Genomic DNA, 13,605 nt, shown 5'->3' with positions numbered 1-13,605 from the left:
GCTCGCCCCCGACCTGTCCCTCGCCGGGGCGGTCGCCACGCTCGTGCACGCGCGGCTCGACCCCGAGAGCGGTCACGTCGACGTCGTGGACCTCGGGCACGGCCTGGCGGCCGTCGTGCGCGCTGGTGGCGTCGTCGAGGAGTTGCGAAACCCGGCGCTGCCGGTCGGCCTGCTGCCGGCGGGGTCCGTCCGACGGTCGACGGCGGTGGCGCTCGCACCCGGCGACGTGCTCGTGCTCTGCTCCGACGGAGCCCTCGCGCTCCCCGGGGTCGACGGCCTGCCCGATCTCGCCCGCGCGGCCGCCACGGGAGCGGACGCGGCGCGGGCCCTGGTCGAAAGAGCAGCTCCCATGACGGCGGCGACCGTCACCACCGTCCGTCGGGACTGACGCTCAGCGCCGCCGTGTGCTCGCGGTCGGACCGGTCAGGGCGACCACGAGCAGCGTCGCGAGCATCCCGACGCCGGCGAGTTCGACCCCGAGGCCGAGGAGCATCCAGTACGCACTGCCGACGACCTGCGGCTGCGTGATCGCGTCCGGCCACCAGCCGTCGAGGAGCGGGAACGTCGGCGGGAACGGGTCGAGTGCGAACACCACGAGGCCGCCGAGCAGCAGCGCGACACCGACCCCGGCCATCGCGCCGCGGGAGCGCCGGAGCATCCGGACGACCAGGGCGGTCGCGATCGCGGCGAGCCCGACCACCGCGACGAGGAACGCGGTCACGACCACGGCCTGCGGGGCCAGGGCGAACCAGTCGAGCACCGCCACGGGCAGCAGCAGCCACCGACCCGTCCGGGCCAGGAGCGCCGGGTTCGTCCACGCCTGCATGCCGACGACCGTAGGGCACCCGGGCTGGACGATGCCCGGTGGTCGGCTGTGACCGGACCGGGTCCCGGACGTCGGTAGCATCCCCTGCGGAGGAAGCGCATGCCACAGGACGAACCCACCCGGCAGCGACGGGCGATCGCGACCCGGGCGTCGATCATCGAGGGTGCCGCGAGGGAGTTCGACGAGCGCGGCTACGTCGGCGCGTCGATGGACGGGGTCGCCGAGCGGGCCGGGGTCACGAAGGGCGCGCTCTACTTCCACTTCACCTCGAAGGCCGACCTCGCCGGCGCCGTGATCGCTCGCCAGCACGAGGTGTCCCGTGCCTACGCCGAGGTCGCGCACGCCCGGGGTCGGACGCCGCTCGAGTCGATGATGTGGATGTCGCAGGGCCTCGCGGTGCAGATGACCACCGAGGTCGTCGTGAGCGCCGGCATCCGGCTCTCGACCGAACCCGCCGGCAACGGCGTCGCCCGGCAGGACCCGTACACCGACTGGATGCGCGTGACGGCCGACATCTTCCGCGAGGCGATCGCAGCAGGGGAGGTCGACGACCGGTGGGACCCCGCGCTCATCGGTCGGGTCGTCAGCCCCGCGTACACCGGCGTGCAGGCGGTCTCGGACGTCCTCGCGGACCGCGCCGACCTGTTCGAACGCCTCCGGGAACTCTGGACCGTGCTCCTCGCCGCGTTCGTGACGGAGCGCACGCGACCGGAGATCCCCCGCCTGGTCGCCATCATCGCCCCCGACGACGGGAGAGGGCCGGCTCGGTGACGCGGGTCCCCCCAGGGACACCCACGTCACCTCAGCACGAGGATACCAACCGGTACGGTTCCGTTGCGGCCCCCGTTCACGGGTGCCGACCAAGGCGGCGGTACCCTCGTCCGGTGCCCACACCCGCCGCCGAGGTGCACGTCGACGTCCCGCTCGTGCGCGCGCTCCTCCGTGACCAGCACCCCGACCTCGCCGACCGCCCGCTCGAGGTCGCCGCGAACGGCTGGGACAACGTGCTCGTCCGGCTCGGTGACGACCTCGCCGTCCGACTCCCCCGCCGCGCTGCGGCCGCACGGCTGATCGAGCACGAGCAGCGCTGGCTGCCCGGCATCGCCCGCCGCGTCGCACCGGTGGTCCCCGTTCCCGCGCCGGTCCGGACGGGCGCGCCCGCGGCGGGCTACCCGTGGGCGTGGAGCGTCGTGCCGTGGCTCCCGGGCGTCGCCGCGGGCGAACGGGTGGGTGGCGCCCGGATCGGCGTTGCGCTCGCCGCCTTCCTGGAGCTCCTGCACGTGCCCGCTCCCCCGGACGCGCCCCGGAACCCGGTGCGGGCCGTCCCCCTCGCGGCGCGTTCCGAGGCGGTGCTCCACCGGTTGGCGACCGAGGACGTGCCACGGGCCCGTGAACTGGCCGCGGTCTGGCGGACCGCAGCGGCCCTGCCAGCCAGCACCGCGCCTCCCGTCTGGGTGCACGGCGACCTGCACCCCTTCAACCTGCTCGTCGAGCCCGACGTCGGGCCCGACGCCGACGGCGACCGCCTGTCGGCGGTCGTCGACTTCGGCGACGTGACGTCGGGCGACCCCGCCGTCGACCTCGCGACCGCGTGGCTGACGCTCGACCGGGAGGCCCGGTGCGGCTTCCGGACAGCACTGGCGGTCGACGACGCGACCTGGGGTCGGGCCCGCGGCTGGGCCGTCTCCATCGGCTCGGCCCTGCACACCACCTCCGACCCCGCGTTCCGCGCGGTGGGCCGTCGCGCGATCGACGCGGTCCTCGACGACTGAGGGCTGTTGCAGCGCACGGACCCGGGGTTACCCTGACCCCCACACATCCGTGCACGTGAAGATCGGAGGGGCCTGATGACCCTCGAGTTCCGCGTCCAGCACGACGTCGCCACCGACGCCTCCCCCGTCCCCAGTCCGCCCGCACGCCGAGGGATCCGCGGCCTGCTCGACCGGTACGCCGCCCACCGATCATCCGTCCGGACCCGCCGTGCCCAGGCCCGCGTCGAGGAGCTGCACGAGCTCGAAGTGCTGCTCTCCGATGCCCGCGCGGTCATCGAACGCGGCTGGATCCAGCACGCCTGGTTCGCGTACCTCGACGACCACGGCCGGATGCGCAAGGCCTCGAGTGCCTCCGCCGTCGGCGTGCAGGGTCGGCCGCTCGTCGGCGCCTGCCTCGTCGGCTCGGTCGTCTACGCCGCCGGTGGTCCGACCGCCGTCCACTCGCAACGGGTGCAGCGCGCGCTCGACCTCGTCTGGAACGCCCTCGCCGTCGAGGAGGGCTCCCCCGTGCTCTGGTGCCCGGCCCCGGACGTCCGGATGGCGCGGGTCCGCGACCTGACGAGCTGGAACGACCGGGTGTCCCGGACGTCCGCGGAGGTCTCCGGGCTGCTCCTGACGGCCGAGCGCGTCGCCGTGCACGAGTCGGCGCGCGTCCAGGCCACCGTCCGCGACCCGGGCCTGGCACGATCGGGAGCATGAGCGACCAGATCCCCGACGACGACGTCCCCGAGGTCCGCCCCGCGGCCCCGGGGACGGCCGTCACCGACCGCCCGGTGACCGGATCCGAGAAGGAGACCCTGCACCGGTACCTGCGGAAGCACCGCGCCGCACTGCTCGCGAAGGTCGACGGGCTCGCTGAGCGGCAGGCGCGGTGGCCGCTCACCCCGACGGGCACGAACCTCCTCGGCCTCGTCAAGCACGTCGCGGGCGTGCAGGCCGGGTACCTCGGCGAGGTCTTCGGACGCCCCCTGCCCGATGCTCCGGCCTGGCTGGACTCGTGGGAGGGCGACGACATGTACGCGACGCCCGACGAGACGATGGCCGACGTGATCGCGTTCCACCACCGGAGTGCCGCGCACGCGGACGCCACGGTCGCGGCACTCGACCTCGATGCGCGTGGCACCGTGCCGTGGTGGCCCGAGGACCGCCGCGAGGTCACCCTCCACCAGGTCCTCGTGCACCTCGGGTACGAGGTCGCCCGGCACGCGGGCCACGCCGACATCGTCCGCGAGATGCTCGACGGGACCGCAGGCGACGGGGACGGCAACCTCGCCGAGAAGAGCGCCGCCGACTGGGTCGCGTGGCGCGAGCACCTCGTCGACGTCGCCGAGCGGGCGGGCCTCCGCGACCTGCGGCCATAGCCGACCGCTGCTCGGTATCGTTACCGTTCTCCCAGGGTCGCCGCGTGACCCCACCCGTGACCGGGCGTTTTCATCGCGCCCGCTCGGATTTGACCCGTCGATCCGAACATTTGCAGATGTACAAGAAGCGAAGCGCTGCGTAGCTTGGTCCGCGTTCGTGCCCCGATCAGTGGGCACTTCGGCCGACCAGGAAGGAGCGCCCACCCGTGTTCCAGTACGTCGTGGAGCGATGGGACCAGATCTGGTTCTCCTCGTGGCAGCACTTCTCACTGGTGGTCCAGTGCGTCGTCCTCGCCACGCTCATCGCCGTGGTGCTCGCCGCACTCGTCTACCGCATCCCCGGACTCCGGGCCGCCGCGAACGAGGTGTCGACCGTCGGGTTGACCCTGCCGTCGTTCGCCGTGATCGGCCTGCTGCTCGTCCCGCTCGGCTTCGGTGTCGTCCCCTCCGTGGTGACCGTGACCTTCTTCGCCGCGCTGCCGATCCTCCGCAACGCGGTCGTGGGGCTCGGAGAGATCCCCGACACGGTGGTCGAGTCCGCCCGGGGCATCGGGATGAGCCGCTTCCGCACCCTCGTGCAGGTCGAGCTCCCGATGGCGTGGCCGATCATCCTCACCGGCGTGCGGGTCTCCGCACAGATGGTGATGGGCGTCGCCGCGGTCGCCGCGTACGCGCTCGGCCCGGGGCTCGGCGGCTTCATCTTCTCCGGGCTCTCCCGGCTCGGCGGCGCGAACGCCCTCAACTCCGTGGTCGTCGGCACCGTGGGCGTGGTCCTGCTCGCGCTGGTCCTCGACCTCCTGCTCCTCGGCCTCGGCCGTCTGACCATCTCGCGAGGTATCCGTGTCCAGCACTGAACGCACCAGCACCGACCCGGCCGGCACCGACCTGCACGGCACCGCCACCGCCGACGCCGCCGTCACCGGGCGCGGGATCCTGCTCGACGAGGTCACGAAGCGCTACCCCGGCCAGGCGAAGCCCGCGGTCGACGGCATCACGCTCGAGATCCCGGCCGGCAAGGTCGTCATGCTCGTCGGCCCGTCCGGCTGCGGCAAGACCACCACGCTGAAGATGATCAACCGCCTGATCGAGCCCACCGAGGGCCGCATCGTCGTGGGCGAGGACGACGTCACGAACATCGACGGCGACGAACTCCGGCGGCGCATGGGCTACGTCATCCAGGCCGGCGGCCTCTTCCCGCACATGACGGTCGCGGCGAACATCGCGATCGTGCCGAAGATGCTCGGCTGGTCGAAGGAGAAGATCGCCGCGCGCGTCGACGAGCTGCTCGACCTGGTCTCCCTCGACCCGGACACCTATCGCGACCGCTACCCGCGCGAGCTCTCCGGCGGCCAGCAGCAGCGCGTCGGCGTGGCCCGGGCGCTCGCCGCAGACCCGCCCGTCCTGCTCATGGACGAGCCGTTCGGCGCCGTCGACCCGATCACGCGGCAGCGGCTGCAGGACGAGCTGCTCCGCATCCAGGAGGAGCTGCACAAGACGATCGTCATCGTCACGCACGACTTCGACGAGGCCGTGAAGCTCGGCGACTGGATCGTCGTGTTCTCCGAGGGCGCCCACATCGTGCAGTACGACACCCCGGAGCGCATCCTCGCCGAACCCGCGAACGAGTTCGTGGAGAACTTCATCGGGTCGGGTGCGGGGCTCAAGCAGCTCACGTTGAACCGGGTGCGGGACGTCGAGGTCGAGTCGGCCGTGACGTGCTCCCCCGGTGAGGAGGCCAAGGCCGTCCTGCAGCGCATGCGCGAGGCGGGTGGGCACGGGCACGCCGTCGTGGTCGACCGTCGCCAGCGGCCCATCGGTTGGCCGACCCGTCGTCAGATCGAGCGGCTCGACCGCATCCCCGAGGGCATCGACCCCGACCTCCCCGTCGTGGGCGAGGCCGCGACCCTGAACGACGCGCTCGACACCATGCTCGTGTCGAGCGCCGGTGCCGCGCTCGTCACCGGACGTCGCGACGCCTTCCGCGGGGTGATCACCGTCGAGACCGTCATGGACGCCATCACGAAGTCGCGCGCCGCCGCGGCCGAGGAACAGGCGTACACCCCGGTCGGCACGAACACGAACCCGATCGAGACGATGCCGCCCGCACCGGCGCCCGCACCGGCGTCCGCGCCGGCGGCACCGGTCGCCGACCCGGAGCGCGCCGATGGCTGACGTCGTCGCCGCCGGCACCGACCGCCCCACGCGCGTCTCGTGGCGTGGGCTCGTCGTGCAGCCGGTCGTCATCCTGGTGATCCTGGTCGCGTTCGCCGTGTGGCTGAACACGGCGGACCTGACGCCCACCGAGCGCACGACCCTCAACCCGTCGGACATCCTCGCGCTCACGGGGCAGCACCTGTACCTGACGCTCGCGTCGACGGTCATCGTGCTCGTCATCGGCATCCCGCTCGGTGTACTGCTGACCCGTGGCCCGTTCCGTCGGGCGAGCGGCGGGATCCTCGCCGTGGCCAACTTCGGACAGGCGGCCCCGGCCGTGGGCCTCGTGGTGCTGCTCGCGGCGTGGCTCGGTTTCACCTCCTGGGCGGCGATCGTCGCCCTCGTCCTCTACGCGATCCTGCCGGTGCTCCGGAACACGATCATCGGCATCGAGAGCGTCGACCAGCGGCTCGTCGAGGCCGGGCGCGGCATGGGCATGAGCGCTGCGTCCGTCCTGTTCAAGGTCGAGCTCCCGCTCGCGGTCCCCGTGATGCTCGCCGGCATCCGCACCGCGCTCGTGCTGCTCGTCGGCTCGGCGGCCCTCGCGACCTTCATCGGCGCCGGAGGCCTCGGACTGCTCATCACCACGGGCGTGAACCTCTTCCTGCCGAAGGTCCTCGTGTCCGGGGCGCTCCTGATCGCACTCCTCGCCCTGTCCATCGACTGGGTGGGCCGGATCGTCGAGACCGTCGCACGACCGAAGGGACTCCGATGAAGCGCCGCTCCGTCGCCGCCGCCGTCCTCGCGGGGGCGTCCGCCCTCGTCCTGACCGGCTGCGGCCTGCAACCCGCAGCGTCCTTCGTGCCCGCCGCCGGGCCCGGGACCATCGAGCGCATCGACGACCTGCCGGACGGCGCGCACATCACGGTGACGTCGAAGAACTTCACCGAGCAGCTCGTGCTCGGCAAGATCGCGGTGCTCGCCGCGAAGGCCGCCGGGTTCGACGTCACCGACGAGACGAACGTGCCGGGCAGCGTCGCCGTCCGCCAGCTCATGACCGGGCACCAGGCCGACATGACGTACGAGTACACCGGCACCGCGTGGCTGACCTACATGGGCCACGAGGCCGGCATCCCGGACAAGCAGGAGCAGTACGAGGCCGTCCGGGAGGAGGACCTCGGGAACGGACTCACCTGGCTGCCGCCCGCGCCGATGAACAACACGTACGCGTTCGCCGTGCGTGAGGAAGCCGTCGACGAGCTCGGTGGGATCACGAAGCTCTCCCAGATCGCCGACCTGCCGGCCGACCAGCGGACGTTCTGCGTCGAGTCCGAGTTCAACTCACGGGCCGACGGCTTCAAGCCGATGCTCGAGAAGTACGGCCTGCAGGTCGGCGGCTCGGGCGAGGACGCGATCCCGTCCGGCAACGTCGACATCCTCGACACCGGCACCGTCTACACCGCGACCGACCGTGGCAAGTGCAACTTCGGCGAGGTCTTCACGACCGACGGACGCATCAAGTCGCTCGGGCTGGAGGTGCTCGAGGACGACCGCGGGTTCTTCCCCGCGTACAACGTCGCCCCCGTGCTCTCCACGACGACGCTGAAGGAGTACCCGCAGCTCGAGGACGTCTACGACCAGATCTCCCCGAAGCTCACCGACGCCGTCCTGCAGGAGCTCAACCGGCAGGTCGACGTCGAGGGACGCGAGCCCGCCGACGTCGCCTTCGACTGGATGACGAAGGAAGGCTTCATCAGCAAGGGCTGACGCGAGCAGGAGACGGACTGGAGGCCCGTGGCGACCCCGCCACGGGCCTCCAGTCCGTCCATCGGTCGCCTGCTCAGCCGGTCGCGATCCGCGACGCCGTGTCGCGGATCAGGGCGACCATCCGTGACCGCACCGCGTCCGGGGCGGTGTCCTCGTCACGAGCCGCCGTGCGCAGCGCGGTCATGCACATGCCGAGCAGCATCTCCGCGGCCTGCGGGGTCGCGGCCTCCGGTCCCCACGCCGGGTCGCGCTCGAGCACGGTCCGCACCGCGCCGACCATCGCCTCGGACACCGAGGTCATGCGGTTGATCTGCCGCCGCATGAGCTGCGGGAACCGCACCACGAGTTCCTTGCGAGCCGTCCGCTCGGACTCGTCCGCGAACGTGTCGCCGAACACGAGGAACGCCAGGTCGACGACCGCCTGGGCCGCCGGCTCCCCCGCGACCGCCTCGAGGTGCGACGCCAGGGCCTCCGCCGACAGGTCGAGCTCGGTGTGCCCGAGGACGGCGTCCTCCTTCGAGTCGAAGTAGTTGAAGAAGGTGCGCGGCGAGACGTCCGCCCGCGCGGCGATCTGCTCGATCGTGGTGTGGTCGATCTCGTGCTCGAGCGCCAGCGACCGGGCGGACTCGGCGATGCGTCGTCGCGTCTCGATGCGCTTCCGGTCGCGCAGACCCAGGGTCTCGGGCATGCTCCGACTGTAGCCGTCGGCGGGCGCTGCGGCGGCGACGTGCATAGTGTCGGGTCCGTGGCGGCGTTCGGGCGGGACATCGGGGACGGGTGCACGCTGACGCTGCGCGACCTCACGACCGTCGAGCCGTTGCACGACCTCGTCGTCGCCAACCTCGACCGGCTCCGGGCCGCCGAACCGTGGGCGTGGCAGGTGCAGAGCGTCGACACGATCGCGATGCACACCGAGCACCTCCTCGGCCAGTACGCGATGGACCGGTCGCTCCCGTGCGTCATCCGGTCGGACGACCGCATCGTCGGGGCCGCGTCGCTCGCCTTCGACCCGTACCTCGGGCAGGCGTCGCTCGGCTACTGGATCGACGCCGGTCTGGAGGGACGGGGCATCGTCCGTCGCGCGGCCACCGTCCTCGTCGGGGTGGCCCGTGCACGGGGGTGCGCGCGGGTCGAGATCCGGACGGCGGTTGACAACCGGCGGAGTCGCGGGCTCGCGGAGCGGCTCGGGTTCGTGCACGAGGGGACGCTGCGGAGTGCGATGCCGCTGGGCTCGCGGCGTGTGGACGTGGCGGTGTACGGCCTGGTGCTCTGAGCGGTCCGTTGACGACCCCGGCGCTACCGCGTCGCGCTCTTCGTGCCGCCGACGCCGCTCGCCGCGCGGAGGTGCGCAGCGACCCGCTCGGCGAACACCGGGCAGCCGGCGTCGTGCAGCGCGACCGCGAGGCCCTTCCGGTTCGGCCGTGCGTTCCAGTACCGGTTCTGGTCGAGGACGACGTTCCGCACGAGCCACGGAACGGCGTCGTCCACGAGCACGAAGAAGTCGTCGCACCCGTACACCTCGTACGGCAACGCATCGAGTTCCTCGAAGCCGCGGTCTTCGGTCAGGAGCACGTCCGCTCGGCATGCGAGGGCCGCTGCGTGGACGTGCCGGTCCTTTCGATCGCTGCCGGGCCAGTCGACTCGGCCGTCGAAGTCCTCCACGAGTTCATCGACGGCTGCCCTGAGGGTCCGTACGAGCTGCGTCGTCGCACCGCCATCGCGGTCGGGATGAACGGTCCGCAGTCGCGCCACGGTCTCCGCGAGGACGTCCTCGGTCGTGTGGAGCTGGAACATCTGCGGCACTTCGGCGCGGAGCAGGCAGAGCCAGTCGCGCAGCGTTCTGCTGAAGAACACGTTGGCGTCGACGAAGACCCGTTGGAGCACACCGCAACACTACCGGTGGCGTGTGACACGTCAGTCGAACGCTTCGCCGGCGGTACGGACATCGCGCGCCGCGGTCCTACGACCGGCATCGCGTCGCTGCCGGAGCTCGAGCACGTCACGTCGACGGAGTCTCGTGTGACTTCCCACCTTCGACGAGGGGATCTCGCCCGCTCTGATCAACTTCATGAGCGTCGGGCGGGAGACCCCGAGTTCCTTGGCGGCCGTCGTGGTCGTGAGTTCCTCGGGGATCGAGACGGTGACGACCGCCGACCCGTTCGCGGTCGAGCGGAGGGTGTTGACCAGGAAGGCGGCGAGGTGGCCCGGCACTGCGATGCTCGTTCCGTCGTCCAGTGTGAGCGACATGCCCACCACCTGGCGGTCGTGCGCGCGCTCGACCGTGTCCGCGGCTTCGTCACGGACTGCCGGGTCCGGAGTGGTGTCTTCCGTGACCACGCTGCGTACGGGGGGCATCGTGCTCTCCTGTCGTTCGATGGAGTAGGTGGTGCTCCACACTACGAGGGTTGCACTTACAAGTGCAACCCTCGTGCTTCCGGTGTGCGCGGTCCGAGAGCGGGTCAGCGGCCGGTGGTCGCTCCGTGCCACACGGCGAACGACCCGCCGATGACGAGCAGCGCGCCGACGAGGACCCACACGGCGAGGGCGACGAGGTTGAGCAGGATGCCCCAGCCGGCACGTCCGCGGGCCATCGGCTCCAGCGACCGCGACGCGATGCCGAGGCAGAGCCCGACGATCGGGGCGAAGAAGGTCCAGCCCGCGAGCAGCGAGCAGATGCCGAGGACGAGGCTGGCCGTCCCGAGGCCGGTACGGGGAGCAGTCGGGTACGTGGTCATGGCTCCGACACTACGGACGCCGTGGTGGCGCGTCGTCCGTCCGGGCGCTGATCCGGGTCCGTCGAGCGGTTGACGGTCGCCCGTCGCCGGTATCGTCGTGGCATGGCCCTGTTCGGACGACGCAGCAAGAACGACGTGCGCGACCGACCCGTGAGTCAGGTCGAACTCAAGCGCGCCGTCGACGAGGGGTTCCTCATCGCCAAGGCCGCGATCGTCGTGGCGGTCGCGAACCGCATCATCACGAACGCCCTCCGCGACCAGGGGTACTTCGACCACGCCCTCATCGCCGACGCCGCGCGTCAGGAACTCCACCGGATGGCCGAGGAGCAGCGCGGGGACGCCGCCCGGATGCGCGAGATCCGTGCGACGTCGAGCAAGCAGAAGGGTCGCTCGCGGCACCAGCACGACTACCGACGCGGTGATGACCACAAGCTCCGGACGCGCGAGGCCACGTACGAGGAGCTCGCCGCCCTGCTCGACCGCCGTCGCGACGACCAGAAGTTCGTCGACGGCATCGTGCTGCAGGCCCGGGCGCGAGCCTGGGACGACATCGGCACGACGGTGGTCGGGCGACTCGGCTGGGCGCAGCGTCCGACCGACGACTACGAGGTCGGCCGGGACGAGCGTCTGCAGCAGATGCTCGACGAGGACTTCGCGACCCTGCTCGCCGAGCACCCGGTGGGGTCGACCGCTCCTGATGCCGACGAGCCCGACGACGTCGACGGCGACGAGGACGGGTCCGACCCGGCCGACGCCGACACCGCCCGTCCCTGACCACGGCTCGGTCCCGCCTGGCCCGCTGGTCCAGGGGACCGCCGCCATCGTGGACCGCCGTCGCCGCCGCCGTCGCGCCCTTCCGCGGACATCGTGCTCCGACGTGCGGGGGCGCACTGTTCGTCGCGGGGTGCGACACCGGCGCCCGCGCCTGATGACCACGGCTGGGCACCTGCGCACCTGGCTGTCCCTAGGCTCGGACCCATGGTGGACGCGGTGGTGGTCGGAGCAGGACCGAACGGACTCGCGGCAGCGGTGACGCTCGCGCGCGCCGGGCTCAGCGTCGAGGTCGTCGAACGGAACGACACCATCGGCGGGGGAGCACGGACGGCCGAACTCACCCTGCCCGGCTTCCACCACGACGTCTGCTCCGCCGTGCACCCGATGGCCCTGCAGTCCGAGTTCTTCCGCGCGTTCCGGCTCGAGGACCGCATCGAGCTGCGTCTGCCGGAGGTCCAGTACGGCCACCCGCTCGACGGCGGCCGTGCTGGGATCGCACACCGGGACATCGCCGAGACCGCGGCCGGCCTCGGTGCGGACGGTCCCGCGTTCCACCAGCTCATGGCTCCGCTGGCCCGGCACTCCGACCAGGTCGCCGACTTCGCGACCGACGCGCTCCTGCACGTCCCACGGCACCCGGTGACCGTGGCGAAGTTCGGGCTCCGCGCGCTCGAGCAGGGCACGCGCGCTTGGAACGCGCGCTTCCGCGAGGACGTGGCGCCCGCGATGGTCACCGGCGTCGCCGCGCACTCGATCCAGCACGTGCCCTCCCTGTCCACGGCAGCCGCGGCGCTGTCGCTCGGCTCCTACGCCCACGCACGGGGCTGGCCCGTCCCGATCGGCGGGAGCCAGGCGATCGTCGACGCACTCGCTGCCGACCTCCTCGCGCACGGCGGCACGATCGAGACCGGCCGCGAGGTCACGAGCCTCGGCGACCTCACCCCCGCCAAGGCCGTCTTCTTCGACACGAGCGTCCCGGGCATGCTCCGGATCGCGGGGAAGCAGATCCCGACCCCGAAGCGCGGGGCACTCCGCCGGTTCCGGTTCGGCAACGCCGCGGCGAAGGTCGACTTCGCGCTGTCCGGGCCGGTCCCGTGGGAGAACGAACTCCTCCGGAAGGCGGGCACCGTGCACATCGGCGGGACACGGGCCGAGATCGCCGCGGCCGAGGGCGCGGTGGCCCGTGGGCAGCACGCCGAGCGGCCGTACGTCCTCGGTTCCGAACCCACCGTGGTCGACCCGAGCCGTGCTCCGGAGGGGAAGCACGTCTTCTGGGCGTACGCGCACGTGCCGGCCGGCTCCGACGTCGACCAGGCCGAGACCGTCACCCGGCAGATCGAACGGTTCGCACCGGGGTTCCGCGACCTCGTGCTGCACGCGTCGAGCCGGACGGCCGTGCAGATGGCCGAGTACAACCCGAACTACGAGCGGGGCGACATCGCGGCGGGCGCGGCGAGCTTCTGGCAGCTCGTGAAGCGGCCGGTGCTGTCGTCGGACCCGTGGCGGATGGGCGGCGGCATGTACCTCGCGTCGCAGAGCGCCGCTCCGGGCCCCGGCGTGCACGGCATGGCCGGCTGGCACGCCGCGAAGAGCGCCCTGCGCCACACGTTCGGCCTGCCCGTCGACGTCGATCTCGCACCGGAGGACTGACCCATGGCGAAGAACGTCCGCATCCTGCACTGCAGTCCCGAGGACGTCTTCGACGTCCTGCGCGACGGCTGGCTCTTCACGACCTGGGTGGTCGGGGCCTCTCGGATGCGCGGGCAGGACCCGGGGTGGCCAGCGGTCGGCACCCGCATCCACCACTCGTTCGGCGTGTGGCCGATCGTCATCGACGACACCACGACCGTCGAGGTCTGGGACCCGCCCCGCGCGATGACGATCAGGCCGAAGGGGTGGCCGATCGGCGAGGCCCGGGTTGCGCTCACGGTCGAGGAGCACCGCCGCGGCTGCAAGGTCACGATCGTCGAGAACGCGATCGCGGGGCCCGGGTCGTACGTGCCGGACCTCCTGATGCAGCCGGCGATCTGGGTGCGGAACCACGAGACGCTGCGGCGGCTCGGCTGGGTCGCGACCGGTCGCGCCGGGCGCGACGCGTAGACGGGGCGCGAGCAGGAGACGGCCTGGAGGCCCGTGGCGGCGCCGCCACGGGCCACCCGTCCGGTGCGACGGGCGTCGCAACACCCCGCGACAGAACTCGCTCGCGCGACGCACCT

General features: G+C 72.1%; 18 protein-coding genes. 13 read left to right on the top strand and 5 right to left on the bottom strand.

Features of this window, described 5'->3' with window-relative positions:
- Positions 1–388 (top strand): SpoIIE family protein phosphatase (locus tag ACSW7Y_RS11480; RefSeq protein WP_438126412.1); only part of this gene is annotated, 388 nt, incomplete at its 5' end.
- Between the two features lie 3 nt (positions 389–391).
- On the opposite strand, the gene ACSW7Y_RS11475 is transcribed toward ACSW7Y_RS11480, so the two are convergent.
- A complete protein-coding gene (locus ACSW7Y_RS11475) occupies positions 392–826 on the bottom strand; it encodes a hypothetical protein (RefSeq protein WP_438126411.1) in 435 nt (144 codons plus the stop codon).
- Positions 827–925: 99 nt separating this feature from the next.
- On the opposite strand from ACSW7Y_RS11475, the gene ACSW7Y_RS11470 reads away from it, so the two are divergent.
- The 8 genes from ACSW7Y_RS11470 (at position 926) to ACSW7Y_RS11435 (ending at position 7,880) form a co-directional block, all read left to right on the top strand.
- On the top strand, positions 926–1,597 hold the full coding sequence (locus ACSW7Y_RS11470) for a ScbR family autoregulator-binding transcription factor (RefSeq protein WP_438126410.1): 672 nt from the start codon (positions 926–928) through the stop codon (positions 1,595–1,597).
- A 113-nt stretch (positions 1,598–1,710) separates the two neighbouring features.
- Entirely contained in the window at positions 1,711–2,598 is an 888-nt protein-coding gene (locus tag ACSW7Y_RS11465; RefSeq protein WP_438126409.1) for a phosphotransferase, read from the top strand.
- A 75-nt stretch (positions 2,599–2,673) separates the two neighbouring features.
- Positions 2,674–3,297: a DUF6197 family protein gene (locus ACSW7Y_RS11460; RefSeq protein ID WP_438126408.1), complete on the top strand. Its 624-nt coding sequence runs from the start codon at positions 2,674–2,676 to the stop codon at positions 3,295–3,297.
- A complete protein-coding gene (locus ACSW7Y_RS11455) occupies positions 3,294–3,959 on the top strand; it encodes a DinB family protein (protein ID WP_438126407.1) in 666 nt (221 codons plus the stop codon). The genes ACSW7Y_RS11460 and ACSW7Y_RS11455 overlap by 4 nt, the downstream gene beginning before the upstream one ends.
- Positions 3,960–4,165: 206 nt before the next feature.
- Positions 4,166–4,813: an ABC transporter permease gene (locus ACSW7Y_RS11450; RefSeq protein ID WP_058725776.1), complete on the top strand. Its 648-nt coding sequence runs from the start codon at positions 4,166–4,168 to the stop codon at positions 4,811–4,813.
- Between the two features lie 31 nt (positions 4,814–4,844).
- Positions 4,845–6,131, top strand: a complete 1,287-nt coding sequence (locus ACSW7Y_RS11445; protein ID WP_438126413.1) for an ABC transporter ATP-binding protein — start codon at positions 4,845–4,847, stop codon at positions 6,129–6,131.
- On the top strand, positions 6,124–6,888 hold the full coding sequence (locus tag ACSW7Y_RS11440; protein WP_438126406.1) for an ABC transporter permease: 765 nt from the start codon (positions 6,124–6,126) through the stop codon (positions 6,886–6,888). Before ACSW7Y_RS11445 ends, ACSW7Y_RS11440 begins: the two co-directional genes overlap by 8 nt.
- A complete protein-coding gene (locus tag ACSW7Y_RS11435) occupies positions 6,885–7,880 on the top strand; it encodes a glycine betaine ABC transporter substrate-binding protein (RefSeq protein ID WP_438126405.1) in 996 nt (331 codons plus the stop codon). Before ACSW7Y_RS11440 ends, ACSW7Y_RS11435 begins: the two co-directional genes overlap by 4 nt.
- Before the next feature lie 73 nt (positions 7,881–7,953).
- On the opposite strand, the gene ACSW7Y_RS11430 is transcribed toward ACSW7Y_RS11435, so the two are convergent.
- Complete coding sequence (locus tag ACSW7Y_RS11430; protein WP_438126404.1) at positions 7,954–8,568, bottom strand: TetR/AcrR family transcriptional regulator; 615 nt, start codon at positions 8,566–8,568, stop codon at positions 7,954–7,956.
- A gap of 57 nt (positions 8,569–8,625) precedes the next feature.
- Here ACSW7Y_RS11430 and ACSW7Y_RS11425 point away from each other — a divergent pair, with 57 nt between their 5' ends.
- The gene (locus tag ACSW7Y_RS11425) at positions 8,626–9,153 is read left to right on the top strand and encodes a GNAT family N-acetyltransferase (protein WP_438126403.1); all 528 of its coding nucleotides are present in this window, start codon (positions 8,626–8,628) and stop codon (positions 9,151–9,153) included.
- A gap of 23 nt (positions 9,154–9,176) precedes the next feature.
- Here the strand turns inward: ACSW7Y_RS11425 and ACSW7Y_RS11420 are convergent, their stop codons facing one another.
- The 3 genes from ACSW7Y_RS11420 to ACSW7Y_RS11410 all read right to left on the bottom strand — a co-directional run bounded on the left by ACSW7Y_RS11420 (position 9,177) and on the right by ACSW7Y_RS11410 (position 10,615).
- Positions 9,177–9,764, bottom strand: coding sequence for a PIN domain-containing protein (locus tag ACSW7Y_RS11420; RefSeq protein ID WP_438126402.1), 588 nt, complete (start codon positions 9,762–9,764; stop codon positions 9,177–9,179).
- Positions 9,765–9,794: 30 nt separating this feature from the next.
- A complete protein-coding gene (locus tag ACSW7Y_RS11415; RefSeq protein ID WP_438126401.1) occupies positions 9,795–10,235 on the bottom strand; it encodes a helix-turn-helix domain-containing protein in 441 nt (146 codons plus the stop codon).
- 104 nt (positions 10,236–10,339) lie between these two features.
- Positions 10,340–10,615 carry a hypothetical protein gene (locus ACSW7Y_RS11410; RefSeq protein ID WP_438126400.1) on the bottom strand — a complete coding sequence of 92 codons (276 nt, stop codon included), beginning with the start codon at positions 10,613–10,615 and terminating at the stop codon, positions 10,340–10,342.
- A gap of 102 nt (positions 10,616–10,717) precedes the next feature.
- Between ACSW7Y_RS11410 and ACSW7Y_RS11405 the strand changes: the two genes are divergently transcribed.
- The 3 genes from ACSW7Y_RS11405 to ACSW7Y_RS11395 all read left to right on the top strand — a co-directional run bounded on the left by ACSW7Y_RS11405 (position 10,718) and on the right by ACSW7Y_RS11395 (position 13,489).
- Entirely contained in the window at positions 10,718–11,389 is a 672-nt protein-coding gene (locus ACSW7Y_RS11405; protein ID WP_438126399.1) for a hypothetical protein, read from the top strand.
- Between the two features lie 204 nt (positions 11,390–11,593).
- Positions 11,594–13,039 carry a phytoene desaturase family protein gene (locus ACSW7Y_RS11400; RefSeq protein WP_438126398.1) on the top strand — a complete coding sequence of 482 codons (1,446 nt, stop codon included), beginning with the start codon at positions 11,594–11,596 and terminating at the stop codon, positions 13,037–13,039.
- 3 nt (positions 13,040–13,042) lie between these two features.
- Complete coding sequence (locus ACSW7Y_RS11395) at positions 13,043–13,489, top strand: SRPBCC family protein (RefSeq protein ID WP_438126397.1); 447 nt, start codon at positions 13,043–13,045, stop codon at positions 13,487–13,489.
- Positions 13,490–13,605: the final 116 nt, after the last annotated feature.

The organism is Curtobacterium flaccumfaciens, assembly GCF_051548005.1.
GTDB lineage: Bacteria > Actinomycetota > Actinomycetes > Actinomycetales > Microbacteriaceae > Curtobacterium.
This window is presented reverse-complemented; position numbering and strand designations above follow the sequence as displayed.